This window comes from Gemella cuniculi DSM 15828, assembly GCF_000425665.1.
Classification (GTDB): domain Bacteria; phylum Bacillota; class Bacilli; order Staphylococcales; family Gemellaceae; genus Gemella; species Gemella cuniculi.
Genome location: NZ_KE384431.1, coordinates 50,922 through 68,630, shown reverse-complemented (window position 1 = coordinate 68,630; position 17,709 = coordinate 50,922). Strand labels below are relative to the sequence as shown.

The 17,709-nt window shown below is 27.9% G+C and carries 18 protein-coding genes; 2 read left to right on the top strand and 16 right to left on the bottom strand.

Going from position 1 to position 17,709, the window contains the following annotated elements:
* Positions 1-9 precede the first annotated feature (9 nt).
* The gene (gene gpmA / locus H612_RS0104990) at positions 10-696 is read right to left on the bottom strand and encodes a 2,3-diphosphoglycerate-dependent phosphoglycerate mutase (RefSeq protein ID WP_027130438.1); all 687 of its coding nucleotides are present in this window, start codon (positions 694-696) and stop codon (positions 10-12) included.
* 830 nt (positions 697-1,526) lie between these two features.
* Here gpmA and H612_RS0104980 point away from each other — a divergent pair.
* On the top strand, positions 1,527-2,162 hold the full coding sequence (locus H612_RS0104980; protein WP_027130437.1) for a LexA family protein: 636 nt from the start codon (positions 1,527-1,529) through the stop codon (positions 2,160-2,162).
* 60 nt (positions 2,163-2,222) lie between these two features.
* Here the strand turns inward: H612_RS0104980 and prmC are convergent, their stop codons facing one another.
* From prmC to H612_RS0104910, 13 genes are all read right to left on the bottom strand, one after another.
* Positions 2,223-3,065 carry a peptide chain release factor N(5)-glutamine methyltransferase gene (prmC, locus tag H612_RS0104975; RefSeq protein WP_027130436.1) on the bottom strand — a complete coding sequence of 281 codons (843 nt, stop codon included), beginning with the start codon at positions 3,063-3,065 and terminating at the stop codon, positions 2,223-2,225.
* A complete protein-coding gene (gene prfA / locus H612_RS0104970; protein ID WP_035500365.1) occupies positions 3,065-4,153 on the bottom strand; it encodes a peptide chain release factor 1 in 1,089 nt (362 codons plus the stop codon). The genes prmC and prfA overlap by 1 nt, the downstream gene beginning before the upstream one ends.
* 15 nt (positions 4,154-4,168) lie before the next feature.
* A complete protein-coding gene (locus tag H612_RS0104965) occupies positions 4,169-4,747 on the bottom strand; it encodes a thymidine kinase (protein ID WP_027130434.1) in 579 nt (192 codons plus the stop codon).
* Positions 4,748-4,904: 157 nt separating this feature from the next.
* A complete protein-coding gene (locus H612_RS0104960) occupies positions 4,905-5,150 on the bottom strand; it encodes a type B 50S ribosomal protein L31 (RefSeq protein WP_003145327.1) in 246 nt (81 codons plus the stop codon).
* Positions 5,151-5,411: 261 nt separating this feature from the next.
* Complete coding sequence (locus H612_RS0104955) at positions 5,412-5,663, bottom strand: hypothetical protein (RefSeq protein ID WP_027130433.1); 252 nt, start codon at positions 5,661-5,663, stop codon at positions 5,412-5,414.
* Between the two features lie 305 nt (positions 5,664-5,968).
* Complete coding sequence (locus H612_RS0104945) at positions 5,969-6,805, bottom strand: amino acid ABC transporter substrate-binding protein (RefSeq protein WP_027130432.1); 837 nt, start codon at positions 6,803-6,805, stop codon at positions 5,969-5,971.
* Positions 6,806-6,823: 18 nt separating this feature from the next.
* On the bottom strand, positions 6,824-7,453 hold the full coding sequence (locus H612_RS0104940) for an amino acid ABC transporter ATP-binding protein (RefSeq protein WP_027130431.1): 630 nt from the start codon (positions 7,451-7,453) through the stop codon (positions 6,824-6,826).
* A gap of 2 nt (positions 7,454-7,455) precedes the next feature.
* Positions 7,456-8,100 (bottom strand): amino acid ABC transporter permease, encoded by a 645-nt coding sequence (locus H612_RS0104935; protein ID WP_027130430.1) that lies wholly within the window; start codon positions 8,098-8,100, stop codon positions 7,456-7,458.
* A gap of 175 nt (positions 8,101-8,275) precedes the next feature.
* Complete coding sequence (gene rpsP, locus H612_RS0104930) at positions 8,276-8,548, bottom strand: 30S ribosomal protein S16 (protein WP_021752330.1); 273 nt, start codon at positions 8,546-8,548, stop codon at positions 8,276-8,278.
* A gap of 287 nt (positions 8,549-8,835) precedes the next feature.
* Positions 8,836-9,432, bottom strand: coding sequence for a ribosome biogenesis GTP-binding protein YihA/YsxC (yihA, locus tag H612_RS0104925; RefSeq protein WP_035500363.1), 597 nt, complete (start codon positions 9,430-9,432; stop codon positions 8,836-8,838).
* A complete protein-coding gene (gene lon / locus H612_RS0104920) occupies positions 9,432-11,732 on the bottom strand; it encodes an endopeptidase La (RefSeq protein ID WP_027130428.1) in 2,301 nt (766 codons plus the stop codon). The genes yihA and lon overlap by 1 nt, the downstream gene beginning before the upstream one ends.
* Before the next feature lie 22 nt (positions 11,733-11,754).
* A complete protein-coding gene (gene clpX / locus H612_RS0104915) occupies positions 11,755-12,966 on the bottom strand; it encodes an ATP-dependent Clp protease ATP-binding subunit ClpX (protein ID WP_027130427.1) in 1,212 nt (403 codons plus the stop codon).
* Positions 12,967-13,201: 235 nt separating this feature from the next.
* Positions 13,202-14,056, bottom strand: a complete 855-nt coding sequence (locus H612_RS0104910; protein WP_027130426.1) for a CPBP family intramembrane glutamic endopeptidase — start codon at positions 14,054-14,056, stop codon at positions 13,202-13,204.
* Between the two features lie 143 nt (positions 14,057-14,199).
* Between H612_RS0104910 and H612_RS0104905 the strand changes: the two genes are divergently transcribed.
* Entirely contained in the window at positions 14,200-15,444 is a 1,245-nt protein-coding gene (locus tag H612_RS0104905; RefSeq protein ID WP_027130425.1) for an aminotransferase class I/II-fold pyridoxal phosphate-dependent enzyme, read from the top strand.
* 215 nt (positions 15,445-15,659) lie between these two features.
* Here H612_RS0104905 and H612_RS0104900 read toward each other — a convergent pair whose 3' ends face one another.
* The gene (locus tag H612_RS0104900; protein ID WP_027130424.1) at positions 15,660-16,388 is read right to left on the bottom strand and encodes a type 1 glutamine amidotransferase; all 729 of its coding nucleotides are present in this window, start codon (positions 16,386-16,388) and stop codon (positions 15,660-15,662) included.
* 4 nt (positions 16,389-16,392) lie between these two features.
* Positions 16,393-17,694: a MurT ligase domain-containing protein gene (locus tag H612_RS0104895; protein ID WP_027130423.1), complete on the bottom strand. Its 1,302-nt coding sequence runs from the start codon at positions 17,692-17,694 to the stop codon at positions 16,393-16,395.
* Between the last annotated feature and the right edge of the window lie 15 nt (positions 17,695-17,709).

Sequence of the window (17,709 nt, the reverse complement as noted above, 5' to 3'; positions counted from 1 at the left end):
AACTTTAATCTAGAATAATTCTGGTGCAGAAGTGATATTTAGATTTTCATCAATATCAAATACCAAAGGAGTACCTGTTGGCAAATTCAACTCTAAGATTTTCTCATCAGAAATATTCAATAAATATTTGATTAATGCTCTCAAACTATTCCCATGTGCTGAGATAAGGACATTTTTCCCTGCTTTAATTTGTTTTGAAATATCACTTTCCCAATATGGAAGTACGCGATCAATAGTAAGTTTTAAGCTTTCTCCGGTAGGGATTTCTCCTTCAGGAATATCTTTATATCTATCAATGTTTCCTGGGTACATTGGGCTATCTTTCTCTACTTGTGGAGGTGCTACGTCAAAACTTCTTCTCCAAATATGAACTTGCTCATCTCCGTATTTTTCAGCAGTTTCTGCTTTATTCAATCCTTGAAGAGCACCATAATGTCTTTCATTTAATCTCCAGCTTTTATGTACTGGAATCCATAGTAAATCTAATTCTTCTAAGAAAAGATTCAACGTTTTGATGGCACGTTTTTGATATGAAGTATATGCAACATCAAAAGTTAATCCAAGTTCTTTAAGTGTTTGACCGCCTTTTATTGCTTCTTGTTTACCTTTATCAGTAATATCTACATCTACCCATCCAGTAAATCTATTTTCAAGATTCCATTGGCTTTCACCATGTCTAGTTAATACTAATTTCATTAAGAAATCCTCCTAGTGTTATTATTATATTGTTCATTATACAATATTTTCAAAAATTAGTACATACTTTTATCATTAAAAACTTCTAAGAAAACGTTATATTATCAATTTTTATTTAACCTTTTATACTAACTTAAAAATTATTTCTATCTTCACGATATGATTGAATAAAAACCATAAGGATAAATTTTTGCAAATTAAATTCTTGATAAAAAATTTATATTTAATATTCTTAATAAATATCTGAACATTTATCATACTTTTAATTTATTAAATTAAATTTGTATAACACTCCATTTATTAATATTACTAATAACCAACAAAAAAGATTAAAGATAATACTAAAAAATATTCTTTAATCTTCTTCATTATTACTAAATAATACATTATTGACTGAGTATTATGCTATACAATCTTTTTATATACTTTATAATGCAAAACTCACCATACTGTAATTATAAAAAATAATTTTTAAAAATTTACTTTGCTATAAATATATCCGTATACAAAATAAAGTTTTCTTAATAAACTTTTTTATTTACTTTATGTTTTTTTACAATTTTTAACTTATTAGTTTCAAAGAAAGTAAATACTTTCGCTAGTAGAAACATTATAATTAGCCAATACAAAATCATATCATTACCTTCTTTCTTTTTATACGTAAAACTTAATTTATCTCATATCTACATAATAACATACGGAAAACCGAAAATCAAGTATAAAATTCATATTTCTTAATTTTTTTTAGTTTTTTCCTAAAATAACCTTGATTTTTAGTACGGTTTACTTTATAATTTATTATAAGAATATTAAAGAATGGATGAATGCATATGACGACAGTATTTAGTATAAGATTTAAACAATGCTTAAAAGAAAAAAATATAAAACAGGCCGAACTAGCACGCTCTACTAAAATCACTCCATCATCAATTAGCGATTGGTCAAAAGGAAAATATACACCAAAACGTGATAAATTACTTGCAATTGCTGAATATCTTTCAGTTAATCCAAACTGGCTTGTTGGAGAATGTGATAATATGGAAATAGAATCTTCAAATAATTTCATTGATGATGATGCTGAAGATATTATTGATAATATCTCTAAAGTCCCTATTTTAGGTACTATCTGTGCAGGAGATGGTGTTTACATAGAAGAAGAGTATGATGATCATATTTTTATTGATCAAGGAATGCGTGCTGATTTCGCACTTCGTGTTAAAGGTGACAGTATGATTGAAGCTGGAATTTTTGATGGAGATTTAGTTTTTATCCGTCAACAAAATTCTGTTAGAAATGGAAAAATCGCAGCAGTTCGACTTACAGAATGGAACGAAGCATCGCTAAAAAAAATATTTGTTAAAAATGATAATGTCATTTTATACCCTTGCAATCCTGATTATGAACCCATTGTTACTCGAAATGTCGAAGTAATTGGAGAATGTGTCGGTGTGTACAGAGAATTATAGTCAACTTTCCTACGATACAAATAAAAAGATAAAAGAATGTAATTACATTCTTTTATCTTTTTATTTATATTCAAACATAGCCATTCTATCATGACCATTTATATCTTTATACACTTCTACCATATAATTATTCTTTTTTCCTAAATCTTCTATTTTTTCTCGTTGATTATAACCAATCTCAAAGAATAGAAACCCATTCTTTTTTAAATATGTGTTACTTCCTTCTATTATTTTTCTATAAAAATACATTCCATCTTCATCAGCAAATAAAGCAAGATGCGGATCATAATTCAAAACATTTTTTTTGATTGTATTTTTATCAACATATGAAATATAAGGTGGATTAGAAACTATAATATCAAATTGATTATTTATATTATCAAACAGATCCGACTGTATAAATTTAATATCTGCATAATTATTTTTTGCATTTTCCTGTGCTACCTTTAATGCCAATTCACTTATGTCACTAGCAGTAACATCTACATTATAATCTTCTAATTCTTTTTTTAAAGTTATACCTATTATCCCACTACCAGTACATAAATCTAAAATTTTAATGTTTATTAAATTCTTATCTTTTACATATTCTATTATTTTATGAACAAGTTCTTCTGTTTCCATTCTCGGAGAAAGTACATCCTTGGTTACTTTAAATTTTCTATCATAAAAATATTCAAAACCAACAAGATGGCTAAGAGGCATATCATCTTCTATATGTTTTTCTATCAACTGAAAATATTTATTTTCTACTTCTAAACTTAATTGCTCAGATAATTTTGAATTAAAACTTTGCGAAGTTTCATCAAACATATACATTAAAAGAAATTTTGCTAAACTTTCTTCTTTTTCTTGTCTTCTCAAAAGAAGACAAGCCTTCATTATTGCTTGCCTTCTATTCATTATAGCTCTTCACCTTTATTAAGTTCTGCCATTTTCTCTGCTTGCTCAGCAATACGAAGTGCTTCTAAAACTTCATCAAGTTTTCCTTCCATGATCTGATCCAGTTTTTGAATAGTTAAACCTATTCTATGATCGGTAACACGATTTTGAGGATAATTATAAGTTCTTATTCTTTCTGAACGATCACCAGTTCCAACTTTTGATTTACGCTCAGCATCAAATTTAGCTTGTTCTTCTTGTTGATATTTATCATAAACACGTGCGCGAAGAACTTTCATAGCTTTCTCTTTATTTTTAATTTGAGAACGTTCATCTTGCATAGATACTACCACACCTGTAGGTATGTGAGTTAGACGAACAGCCGACATAGTCGTATTAACCGATTGTCCTCCCGCTCCACTAGATGCAAAAGTATCCACTCGAATATCATTTTCATTAATATCAATTTCTACTTCTTCTGCTTCTGGTAACACTACTACCGTTGCTGTTGAAGTATGAATACGACCACTTGATTCAGTTGTTGGAACACGTTGTACACGATGTGCTCCACTTTCAAATTTCATTTTAGAATATACATCTTCTCCTGAAACGATAAAAATTGCTTCTTTTATTCCACCTATTCCTGTTTCAGAGCGTTCAAGTACATCTACTTTCCAACCTTGTGATTCTGCAAAACGGGTATACATACGAAGTAAATCACCAGCAAATAACTGTGCTTCATCTCCTCCTGCTGCACCACGGACTTCAACGACTACATTTTTACCATCATTAGGATCTTTAGGTAATAATAAAATTTTTAATTCTTCTTCCATAGGTGCAAGCGTAGGTTCCAATTCTTTGATTTCCTCTTGCATCATTTCTTTCATTTCTTTATCTTCTTCCATTTCAAGAAGCTCTTTTGTATCTTTAATTTGTTGAACTATATTTTTGTATTCTCTAAATACTGCTACAGTTTTTTCAATTGAACGTTGTTCTTTAGAATACTCCATAAGTTTCTTAGTGTCGCTAACTACATCAGGATCACTAAGCAATTCATTTAATTTTTCATAACGTTCTTCAACTATTTCAAGTTGTCCTAATATTTCCATTTTTTCCTCCTAAATCTACTTTTCTATTTCATGACAGTGACGACATCGAGCCTCATAAGATTCACTAGCACCTATAACTACTATCGGATCATCATATTTTGCTGGGTGGCCATTTATTAATCTTTGACTTCGACTAGCTTCTTTTCCACATTTATTGCAAACAGCATGAAGTTTTGTTACCATTTCACTTATCGCCATAATTTCTGGCATTGGATGAAATGGTTCAGCCTTAAAATCCATATCTAATCCAGCAACAATTACCCGTACGCCCCCATCTGCTAATTCATTTATGACTTTTACAATATCATTATCAAAAAATTGTATCTCATCAATACCTATAATATCATATTTTTTATCTTTTATATAGCTATATATTTGTTCTGCATTATCTATGCTAATTGACTCATAACTATTTCCATTGTGAGTTGCTACTTTATTTTCTTCATATCTTTTATCAATACTTGGTTTAAATAATAAAACTTTTTGTTTTGCAATAACTCCACGTTTAATTCTTCTTAATAGTTCTTCTGATTTTCCAGAAAACATACTTCCACAGATACATTCTATCCAACCAAATTTTCTATTTTCCAACATAATACAAATCTCCTATTAAATAATCACATAATTATTTCTTCATACCAATAGTATTTCATAAACTTTAATAAAATTATTTCTAACGATAGCCGATTATATTCTGTAACTACATAGAATAAAAACAGACAATCCAAAAAGATAGCCTGTTTTACTTTTCTTACTTGATACCGTATTTTTTGTTGAAACGTTCGATACGACCATCTGCTTGAGCAAATCTTTGACGCCCTGTGTAGAATGGATGTGTGTCTGAACTGATCTCAACTTTTAATAATGGGTACGTATTTCCATCTTCCCACTCAATAGTTTCTTTTGATGGTTTTGTAGAACCGCTTAAGAATTTGAAACCACTAGTAGTGTCCATGAATACAACTTTACGGTAATCTGGATGAATTCCTTCTCTCATTATTATCTTCTCCTTCTGCCCTGAACACTTTAAAATATGAACAGAGTTATTTTTAAGTGAGTTAATCACATACCTACTTATTATAATTAATTCTTTAGAAAAAATCAAGTACTTTAGCAAATAATTGTCAATTTTTTTTGTTGACACTTAGTAATCACAAATTGGGATACCAAATTATCTATAATAAAAGAAGATAAAACTATTTTTATTGCAAAGATTGGTATACTGTAAGCATTTCCTCTTTATTACTATTTCCTCACTCTAATAGTAATACATTCTTTCGCAAATTTGATTCAAAATTTCATCAACAGCAATTTTCAAGTCATTATTCTCCTTATTGTTTATATTATTTGAAATAATATCTGAAGTTAACCTTACTGCAAGTTCGTCATAGTCAGAAAAATATATATTAATGTACTCTTCTTTTTCTTCAAAAAAAACATATTTCATAGTTTTAGGTGCATATTTTTTTAATATGTTATACTCTTCTTTTGTTATTAATCCTTTATTCATATTTCTCATCTCCACATGCTTCTATATGTAATATTATATTAAAAGCCGTATTATTTTTCAAATAATTCTCTAAATTAAAAAATAAAAAGAGAGCCTCAAAAATCATGTATTATAAAAACAATTTTGTAGAGTTACTCTCTTACAAAATTATATTATCAATTAATAAAAAAATTATAATTTTGAACAAATAAAAATTACAAAATTATATTATTTCTATTTAGAAATAACTTCGAAATATTGACTATTTAAAATATCTACTTTGTCTAGTTTTGAAAATTAGCATCAAACTATTTAAAATCTTTGAGTTAATCACTCTTTACCTCTTTAGTTGCTACATTTTCTCCAAACCAACGTTTTGATATTTCTTGAAATTTTTCTTCTTTATATAATTCTTTAAATGCTTCATTAATTTTTTTTACAAGTGTTACATCAGTTTTTCTTGCTCCTACTGCAAATGCTTCACTTTCATAGCCAGCATTCATAATATCATAATCTTCTAGTTTATTTTGTTGTTTTAAATAATAATTTGCATACACTCTATCAATAAGTAATGCATCTATTCTATCATTTTCTAGGTCAATTAATGCCTCGTTAAAGCTCTCATATTGAGTTACATTATTATTTTTTACTATGTCTTTAAGAATTTCTGTTTTTTCATTAAATACATCATATCCAGATGAACCATTTTGTGCACCAAGTATTTTATCTTTTAAATCATTTTTTGTATTTATGTTTTTTGATTTTTTAGTTACAATAACTTGCTCATTAATCATATATTCATTAGTAAATTGAACAATATCTTCACGTTCTTTTGTTTTCGAATATCCATTCCAAATAAGATCTATATTTCCATTTTTCAATTCAGTTTCTTTTAAATCCCAATTTATTGGTTGCCAGTCAACAGTAATACCATATTTTTCAAATACAGAATTTGCTAAATCAATATCAAAACCTATATTTTTTCCATTCTTATCTTGAAAACCCATAGGTACAAATGTATTATCAAAACCTATAACTAATTTTTTATTTTTTTCAAAGTCTTCCCAATTATCTTTGTTAGGCTTATCACGGCCTCCAGAAGCACATCCTGAAAGAATTAGTAAAAATGTGAATAATAAAATAAATAATTTTGTTAATTTCATCACAATACCTCTATCCTCTTATTTTGGTTCTACTTTTAATATGTCATCAGCAATATTTTCTGCAAATTGCAAATCATGGGTAACAACTATTTGAGTTATACCTAATTTTTTGTTTTGTAATATTAATTTTTCTACTTCTAATCTTAGTTCTGGATCAAGTGCACTTGTTGGCTCGTCATATCCAATAATCTTTGGTTCTATCATCATCGCACGTGCTAATGCTACACGCTGTTTTTGACCACCAGATAGTAAATGTGGATAGCTGCTTATCTGTTTTTCCAAGCCTAGACGACTTAGCAAATCTTTTGCCTTATTCGCAGAATCTTCTTTAGAAATTCCCATCGTATAGACAGGTGACAAAATTAAATTTTCTAAAACTGTAAGATGTGGAAATAATTGAAAATCTTGAAATACAAAACCTAGAAGATTTCTTTTCTCTAGTTCATCTAATGGTAAACTCTCACCATTATAAATAATTTCTCCAGAATCGATAGTTTCCAAACCAGCTAACATGCGTAGTAATGTAGTTTTTCCACCTCCAGAAGGTCCTACTATTGCAAGAATTTTATGTTCTTCAACTTTTAAATTGAAATTAGAAAGTATCATTCTATCTTCAAACTTCTTACTTATATTTTTTAACTCTAACATATTTACCTCCTGTCGTAATTATAACGCTTTTCAACATATTTTGAAATAATAGTTACAATCCCTATTAATATTAAATAAATAGCACCAGCTACAAACATAGGAATAAGGCTAGCATCACGATTCGCTGCTGTTCGACTTGCTAAAATTAAATCACTTATACCCAATGCATAGACTAAAGACGTATCTTTCACCAAACTCATAATTTCATTAAAAACACTAGGTAATACTATTTTTATAACCTGTGGTAAAATAATAAATCTTATTGTTTGAAAATATGAAAATTTTAAAACCTTTGCTGCCTCGTACTGCCCCTTAGGAATAGACTCAATTCCCCCACGAAAAATTTCTGCAAAATATGCTGCATAATTAAGTGTAAATGCAATAATTGCTGCTGGTAATCTATCAAAACGTATGCCTATATTTGGTAAGACATAATAAATAAAAATTAATTGTAATAATAACGGTGTTCCTCTCATTACCCATATGTAAATACTAATAAAACAATTTAATATTTTTATATTAAATCTCATTACAAAAGCAACAATTATACCTAGCGGTATCGATAGAATTAACACTAAAAAGAAAACTTCTAAAGTTATTAATGCACCAGCGATTAAACTGGGTAATATTTCAAATAAGTACTCCATTAATCACCCTCCTAATATTTTTCTAATCACTTACTAAAAATTCTTTATTAAACTTGTTATATATACAATATTTATTAAAAAATTCTAAACATTAGATTTCAGAATAACCAATATTATAACAAAATTGTAGAATTTTTTGCAAACAAAAACCCCTTGTTTTCAAAGGGGAATTTTATTATTTGTTTAATTTTGATTCGTGGAATTTTTTCATAATTCCTTCTTTAGATAATAAACTTCTAACTGTGTCAGAAGGTTGAGCTCCATTACCTAACCATTTTAATGCTAACTCTTCATCGATTTTAACTTCTGCTGGATCTTTTACAGCATTGTAAGTACCGATAGTTTCGATAGAACGTCCATCACGTGGAGATCTTGAATCAGCAACAACGATACGGTAGAAAGGTGATTTTTTAGCACCTAATCTTTTTAAACGGATTTTTACTGCCATGTTTGTACTCCTTATGTTTCAACTTTTTATTATTTTAATATATGTGTGTTTATGAAGTGTTTAATGAAAAAGTTGAATCTATATGCTAAGTTTTCTAAGCTAGTAACTATTCTAACATTATAAAAATAGAAAGTCAATACTTTTTCAATAAAAATGTCAACTTTTTTTGTTGACTCCTTAGAATTAGTTATATAAATAATTTTCACATGTCTGTAAATAAAAAATATTTAATAGAAATGAGACTGAAATAATTTTGAGTTGCTTCAAATTACTTCAATCTCACAATCTTAATCTTCTAATACCTTTTCGATTTCTGCTAATATTTTTTCTTTTCCTATCTTTGTTACCGAAGAAAACGGAATAATCGCCATGTTATTGGTTAGATCTAATTCTTTTTTGATTTTTGCTGTATTTTTTGCTAATTCATTTTTAGATATTTTATCAATTTTTGTGAGTACAACAACAAATGGAATTTCATAATAATTCAGAAACTCATTCATTTCAATATCATCTTGTGATGGTTTGTGTCTACTGTCCATAAGATGTAAAACAAAACCTAAATTCTCACTATTAGTAAAGTACTCAACAATCATATCATATAATTTTTCTTTTTCACTTTTTGATAACTTGGCATATCCATATCCTGGGACATCAACTAAAACGACTTTTTCATCTACATTAAAAAAATTAAGTGTGCGAGTTTTCCCAGGTTTTGAAGAAACTCGTGCATAATTTTTTCTTTCTAAAATTGTATTAATAAACGATGATTTTCCAACATTTGAACGCCCACACATTGCTACTTCTGGTTTTGTGTGCTCTGGATATTGTTTTTTTGATACTGCACTTATTAATAAATCTACATTATGTGTATTTAACTTTTTCATTATATTTCTCCAAATACTATATTGAATACTTGTTTAATATTATCTACAGAATGAATAGTTAATTTCTCCAAAATTTCTTTTGGAATATCTACTAAATCTTTTTTATTTTTAGTTGGAATGATTATAGTATTAATATTCATTTTTTCCGAACTTAAGATTTTTTCTTTTACTCCACCTATAGGAAGAACTTTCCCATGTAATGTCATTTCTCCAGTCATAGCAATATTATTATCTACGACTTTTTTGGTAAGTGCAGAATAAACTGAAGTTGTTATCGTAATACCTGCAGAAGGACCATCTTTTGGAATTGCACCTTCTGGAACATGAAGATGAATATCTATTTCAGAAAAATTAATTTTATTTAATTTTAATTCTTCTGCATTAGATCTTAAATATGAAATCGCCATTTGTGCTGATTCCTTCATTACATCTCCAAGTTTTCCAGTTAAAATAATCTTACCATTCCCACGTGAAATACTAGTTTCAATTTCCAAAGTATCACCACCAACAGAAGTATAAGCTAGTCCATTTACCAACCCTATTTCAGGTGTAGAGTTTTTATCTTTCATACTATATTTTTCTGGTCCAATAAATGATTCAAGATTATTTATACCAACTTTAACTTTTTCTTCACCTTTTAAAATTTGAAGTGCTGCTTTTCGGCATATAGATGCAATAACTCTATCTAAATTCCTAACACCAGCTTCATAAGTATAACCATTTATTATTTTGTTGATAGCTTGTTTAGAAAATGAAATATTAACTCCTTTTAAACCATTTTCCTTAATTTGTTTTGGTATTAAATATCTAACTGCGATATTTTCTTTTTCTTTTACAGTATATGATTCTAATTCAATAACTTCCATCCTATCACGAAGTGGAGCAGGGATCATCCCAAGATTATTTGCAGTTGCAATAAATAGCACTTTCGATAAATCAAAAGGAATATCTAAATAATGATCTATAAATTCATTATTTTGTGCTGGATCTATCACTTCAAGCATAGCTGCTGCTGGGTCACCCTTTATATCAGAAGCCATTTTATCTATCTCATCAAGTAGAATAACAGGATTTTTTGTTTTAATTTTCTTTAATGATTGAATAATTTTTCCAGGAAGTGCTCCTAAATATGTTCTTCTATGTCCTCTGATTTCAGCTTCATCACGAACTCCTCCAAGAGAAATACGGATAAAACTTCTCCCCATTGCACTTGCAATAGATTTTGCTAATGAACTTTTCCCTACTCCAGGAGGTCCAGATAAACAAAGGATTGGTGATTTCATATCTTCTCTCAATTTTTTTACAGCAAGAAACTCTAAAATTCTTTCTTTTATTTTTTCTAACCCATAATGATCGTCATTCAGAATCTTCTCCGCATTTTTTATATCAAGAGCATCTGGAGTTAACGTATTCCAAGGAAGAGCTACTACTGTGTCTAAATATGTTCTTATAATAGAGTGTTCTGGACTCATGATCGGAGTTTTCTCCAATCTATCAATCTCTTTCAATAAAACATTCTTATCCTCTTCTGACAAATTTATTTCCAAAATTTGTTTACGAAGTTTTTCTATATCATCATCTTCAGGAGAAATCTGTTTTAATTCATCTTGAACGACCTTCATTTGTTCACGTAAAAAATATTCTTTTTGTTGATTATCAAGATTTTCTCTTACTTTATTATCTATTTCACGTTTATAGCCACTTCCCACTAAAAATGCCTCTAAACTTCTATTAAGAAATATAGCTTTTTTCTCCAAGTCTAATAAATATAAAGCTCTTTTCTTTAATAGTTTATCAAGAGGGAAGTATTTTATATTCTTATTAATAAATTTTTCTAAATTATCCGTTTTATAGTAGTCAATCTCGAAATGTTCTCTTTCCAAATATTTCTCAAAATTTTCTTTTAGTTGGTTTAAAACTGTTTCTTTATCAAATCCATTATCAATAGTTTCTTTTACCGTAATATCCAAATATTCAACTTGATTATCACTATAAACCCCACTTTTTACCTCTGCAACTCCATAGCAGTGATATTCATATTTATTATTTTTTTTATCTATTGAAAGCTGTCCATATGTCCCAAAAAACACATTAAATCCTTGGCTATCAAACATATCATCTTCAGAAAACTCTTCATCATAGGCATCTATAAGTTTTCTTTTACTAGTTACAAAAACCGAAATTTTTTCTCTTTTTACTCCATTAATTGCTTTCAAAAATTTTTTGTCCGTCACATCAATTGTATAAGTATTAGTTGGAAAGAATAAATCTCTATTTTCTAATAAATAATATTTTGTCAAAACGAACTCCTCTCTAACCTAATTATTTTAATAATGGTTTAGTTTTATTAATAACATTATCGTACGTTATAGTACATTTTTTTACATTTTTTGCACTAGGAATATCATACATAACGTCAAGAAGTAATTCTTCTATTATTGAGCGTAATCCTCTTGCTCCTGTTTTGCGTTTTATGGATTCTCTTGCAATTTCTTTTAAAGCCTCATCTTCAAAAATTAACTTCACTCCATCTAGTTCAAATAAATATTCATATTGTTTAATTACAGAATTTTTTGGTTCAGTTAATACTCTCACTAGATCATTTTCATCCAGTTCTTCTAAATAACAAACCACTGGGATACGACCTATAAATTCTGGAATAATTCCAAATTTCACTAAATCTTCATGCTTTACTTTCGAAATGATATCTTCATCATTTTTTAATTCATCACTCTTAGAAAAACCAATTATCCTTTCCCCAAGACGTCGTTTTATAATTTCTTCAATTCCTGAAAATGCTCCACCAATAATAAATAAAATATCTTTAGTATTTATTTTTATCATTTCTTCGCCAGGATGTTTTCGACCACCTTGTGGAGGGACACTTGCCACTGTACCTTCTAAAATCTTTAACAAGGCTTGTTGAACACCTTCTCCTGAAACATCTCTTGTTATGGAGACATTCTCGCCTTTCTTGGCGATTTTGTCTATTTCATCTATATATATAATTCCCTTTTCTGCTCTTTCTATATCATAATCTGCATTTTGAATAAGTCGAAGCAAAATATTCTCAACGTCTTCTCCTACATACCCTGCTTCTGTAAGAGTTGTTGCATCAGAAATAGCGAATGGTACATCAAGCATTTTTGCTAAAGTTTGTGCTATTAAAGTCTTACCAGATCCAGTACTACCTATCAAAGCAATATTGCTTTTTTGAAGTTCAATATTTTCACCATTTTGTTTAGCATTTATTCTTTTATAATGATTATATACTGCTACTGCAACAGATTTTTTTGCTTTATCTTGGCTTATTACATATTCATTTAAATGTTTCATTATTTCATGAGGTTTCAATAATTTAAAATTTGGTTTATTCATTGCATTTTGGTAGCCAATTTCCTCTTCAATAATTTCTGAACATAGTTCAACGCATTCATCGCAGATAAAAACATCATTACCTGCTATCATCTTAAAAACTTCGTTTGATGACTTTCCACAAAAAGAACACTCTATTCCTTTAACTTCATGTTCCATAATTACACCTCACAATCTTGAACTTTATCTTTATATCTTATTATCTTTTCATTATCATTGTAACATAAAGCCCAAAAAGATACACCCCATTATATCATATTTAGGCTTTTTTTTCTAGCAAAGAACAACAAACATTCCTCACAAAAATACATTTTTTTAATATTTGATATCAATAATTTCTTTTGATAATGAAAACTAAGATACAAAACTTAAAATTTAGTATCTTAGTCAATTTCTACTTATTTTTTTTCGCTATTCTCTTAAACATCTGAACATAAAGTCCCATGTAAATAATTATACAAAGTATAACATACATTACCGTCATAATTACACTCCCTTCAATTCCAAATACACTTCCATTATATAAATTTTTATTCGAATTAAGCTCAGCATCTAAAAGTGTATATGAAAGTCTTATACCACTAATATTTATTCCAAATATAACACCAACAATAAAATTCCATGCACCATGAAATGCACCTACTAACCAAATATTATCCGTATACCAAAATAATAACGATAGCATAAAGCTTGCTATAAAAATATTTAGTGAAGCAATGTAAGTCATTCCTGTATTAGCAGCATGAAATACTGTAAAGAAGATAGAATTTACAATAACACCCCACCATTTTCCTTTTGCACTTGCAATTCTATTCATTAAATATCCACGAAATACTACTTCTTCTGTTAATCCTTGAATTAAAAATAATATTATTAAAATAATTATCATAGTATAATTTCTATTATTTGATAACTTAAAACCAAAACCATCAAAAAACAAAATTATAACTATAATTGTTACAGAAACTACAGCAGCGAATGTTAAACCCAAAATGTAATTTTTTATAATATCTTTCTTTTGAAACCCAAGTGTTAAAAATTTATTTTTTTCTACATATTTAACCCACAATAATATAAATAATAAACCAATAATAAATGACAACAAATTACCAATGGTATTATCTTTAACAAAAATCTTTACAAAATAATCCCAAGAAATCCCTTGTACAAATAAATATGTAATAACTACTAATATTGCACTCCACCAAACTTTAGGTTTATTTTTTTTCAATAATTCTAAACTGTTCATAATTCCTCCAAAATTGATATCATTAACATTTTATTCCATTCCAAGCACGCTGTCAACATTGTTTTATTTTATCATAAATTTTTCTTTTACAGATTATTATTCCATGATATAATTATTAGTATAAAAATTCAGGAGGAATAACAATGTCATTTTTTTCAAAATTAGGTGAAAATATTATACTTCCCAAAGATGTTTTAATTCAATCTAAAGAAACTGCTGCTGTGGAAGGTGCAATAAATGCAACAATAGGTATCGCTACTAAAAATAAAAAAGCTATAGCTCTTCCAGAAATAAATAATATAATTAAAGAAGTAAATCATTTTGATTATCTCCCATATTCTCCTACACCTGGACTGCTTGAATTAAGAGAATTATGGAAAGAAAAAATTTTAAGTGATAACAAAGCGATAAACTCATCTTACTTATCATTACCAATGGTAACCACTGGTATAACTCAAGGAATTGATATAGCTGCTAATCTTTTCACTGAAAAAGATGATGCACTCTTGTTATCAAATTTATTTTGGCAAAATTATTCACAAATATACTCAATAAAACTTAATAATCAAATTTATAAATACAATCAATTTGATAATAAAAATAATTTTAATTTGGAAAATTTTAAAGAAACACTAAATAGTATTAAAGAAAATAAAATATCAATAATTTTAAATTTTCCAAACAATCCAACAGGATATACACCGTCAAATAATGAACTTAACAAACTAGTTGATATTATTGATGGTTTTGCCAAAAATAATCCACAAAAAAATATAATAACTATTGCTGATGACGCATATTTTGGCTTGTTCTTTCAAGAAAATCATAAGACTCCAACATTGAGTGCAACATATAAACTTGCTGACAATAAAAATTGTTTAGTAGTAAAATTAGATGGCATTACTAAAGAATATTACGGTTGGGGACTTCGTGTTGGTTTCATTACTTATTATGTAAAGGATAATGAATTACGGAATATAATTTTAGAAAAAACACAAGGCTACCTGAGAAGTACTACTTCATCACCTGCGAATCTTTCACAACAAATTTCACTAAAACTTTTGAAAAATAAAAATGTACTTCTTCAAAAAAAGGAAAATGATAATCTTATTAAAGAAAGATATAGAATCTTAAAACAATCTATTAAAGAACAAAATCTCGAAGATGATGTTACGATTTTACCATTTAACTCTGGATACTTCTTCACAATAAAAATGCCAAAAGAAATAGATGCTCATAAATTTAGATTGAAATTTTTACACGAGTATAAATATGGAGTCTATTCAATGGACAATGAACATATTAGAATAGCTTTCTCTTGTTTAGACAATGAATTAATTCCAAAATTAATTAGTAATTTTAAACTATGTATAAAAGAATTTAAATAGAGAATAAAATAGAATTAGAATAGAAAATTTATAAATTTCCTATTCTAATTCTATTTTTCATTTTTTGATTTCCTATCTAAGTAAAAACATTAAGATTATAATTTTAAATAAAAATTTTATCTTTTCTAATATAAAATGCAATTATAATATAAAATATTATCTCACTCTTACTATTATGAGTAAGAATATACCTTCTATTTATTCTACTAACCATTTTATCTTTTTGTACTTTTTAACATTTCAACCATATGATTATTAGCGTTAAGTTCTATTGTATTATCTAGTGATAAAAATTCATAACTACCATATTTATTATCCAATGCTGCTTTTATTAAATAGTCTGTAACATTAGGATTTTTAGGTAAAATCGGCCCATGGAGATAAGTTCCAATTAAGTTATTATAAAGAAGCCCTTCTTTTTTATCATCGTCGTTATTTCCAAAACCAACTATCACATTACCTAATGTCTCATAATTATGATAAGTTCTTCCACCATGATTTTCAAAACCTACTATGCTTCCAAATTTTTCAGATTCTACTAGTATATTTCCAATCAAACGTGGTGCATCTTTTTTTGATTCAGTATAAAAATCTAGAATATTTAATCCAGCTAATTTTTCTCCATCAATAGTTTTATAGTACTCACCTAAAAATTGATAACCACCACAAATAGTTAAGGCTGGAATGCCATTTTCTATCGCTGATTTAAATTCACTTTTTATTTTACTAAATTCTTCGGTTGCAATAGATTGTTCTCTATCAGAACCACCTCCAATAAAAAACATATCACAATTAGATAATTTTATTCCATCAGTTGAAGTGATATTTTCCACTTTTAAATCTATACCACGCCATTCACATCTTTTTTTTAATGCGATAACATTTCCAATATCACCATATAAATTTAGTTTATCTGGCATAAAATGATATAATTTTAATTCCATACAACTAATTCTCCAATTCTTTTTGTGTTTCTGCCAATGCTGTATAATTAGGTATTACTATTGCATATTTTTCTTCATATTTTTTTAAGGCAGAAACTGCATGATTTATACTTTCTAATACAATAACATTTGCATCTACTTCACTGTATTTCAGTCGAAGTGCGAGCTCTTTAGCACGTTTACCTGAACAAATAATATTTTTAATATTTTGATTTGCTAAAATATTAAAATCTGTATCCCAAATCCAAGAAATATCAAAACCATCTGCACCATTGTCATTAAGAACTAACAAATAATTTATTTCATCTTTTATAGAATTTCCAATAGCTAATGATGCATTAAGTCCTGCTGGATTTTTTGCTAAATTTAGTAATGACGTAGTATTTTTAGAAATTTTTATACTTTGCATACGACCATTTTTTGATGTGTAGCTGCCTAAACCATTTTTAATTTGTTCATCCTCTAATCCGAGTTGTTTTAACAATGTATACGCCGCTATTAAATTATAAATATTATAATCACCTGCAAGATTCGTATTAAAACTTTCTTCATTATTTACACTCATTTTGATAAACGGTTCTACTTTTGCACCAGTTACCTCATAATTGCACTGTTGATGTTTAAAACCACATTTTTCACATTCATAAAAACCTAATTGGCTATAGTGAATGTGTTCATATGTAAGTTCTGTTCCACAGTTTGGACAAAATTTCGATTCTGATATTCCATAGTCAGAAAAATCATATGCATCCTTTGCTATCCCAAAATAAATATTATCTTTTCCATATTTTGATAAACGTGTTACAAAAGGATCATCACTGTTTAAAATTAATTGAATATTTTTCCCCTCTAATTGTTCACCAATAGTTGCAATTAAGGTGTCAATTTCTCCAAAGCGATCTATTTGATCTCTAAAAAAATTATTTATTACAAATTTGGTAGGTGTGATGTATTTCATAACTCGACGAATAGAACCCTCATCTATTTCTATTACAGCTAACTTCGTATCATTTTTCGATTGAATAGCAAACGTAGAAATAATTCCATCTAGCATATTTGCTCCTTCAAAATTATTAATAAAGTTAGTTCCAGCCTCTCTTAATGTATGCCCTATCAAATTAGAAGTAGTAGTCTTACCATTAGTACCTGTAACAAAAACAATTTCATCATATTGTCTTGCTAATTTTATCAATACTTTATCATCGAATTTTCTAAGTATTTTTCCTGGCAGATCTGTTCCTCTTTTACCTACCAATTTACTAGTTGCCCTAGTTAATTTTGCTAAGTTTTTATATAATGCTAGCATATATTCTCCTTTTTA